The following is a 341-nucleotide window of genomic DNA, read 5'->3' as shown; positions in this document are numbered from 1 at the left end:
CCGGATAGAAGCCATGCTCGTCGCGATAGCCGAACAGGAACTCGCCAGGCGCCACCAGATGCATCGGGGCCGCACCTCTGTTGGCGCGTGCCGTGCCTCTGACGATCGGTTGCGAGACGCCATCGACGAAACCGAAATGCTCATACGCGCGAAGGCGTCCCGGCTTGCCATGGCTCGTGCCATCGCCGTTCTTTCCAGGCTCGTCAGCGGCCGCGCCATCCTTTTTCGGCTCCCGCTTGACGATGAGCGGCAGCTCGGCAACCAGCGACATTCCCGCGCCCGCCGTCTGTCGCTTCACTGCGGCGACCTCGGTTTTCAGCGTGGCCGGCGCCTCGGCATAA

Annotated in this window: 1 pseudogene; it reads right to left on the bottom strand. The window is 65.4% G+C overall.

Features of this window, described 5'->3' with window-relative positions:
* Positions 1-341: pseudogene (locus tag EN851_RS34785) on the bottom strand (hypothetical protein); the annotation flags it as partial.

It is taken from the genome of Mesorhizobium sp. M8A.F.Ca.ET.208.01.1.1 (genome assembly GCF_004791315.1).
Lineage (GTDB): Bacteria > Pseudomonadota > Alphaproteobacteria > Rhizobiales > Rhizobiaceae > Mesorhizobium.
This window is presented reverse-complemented; position numbering and strand designations above follow the sequence as displayed.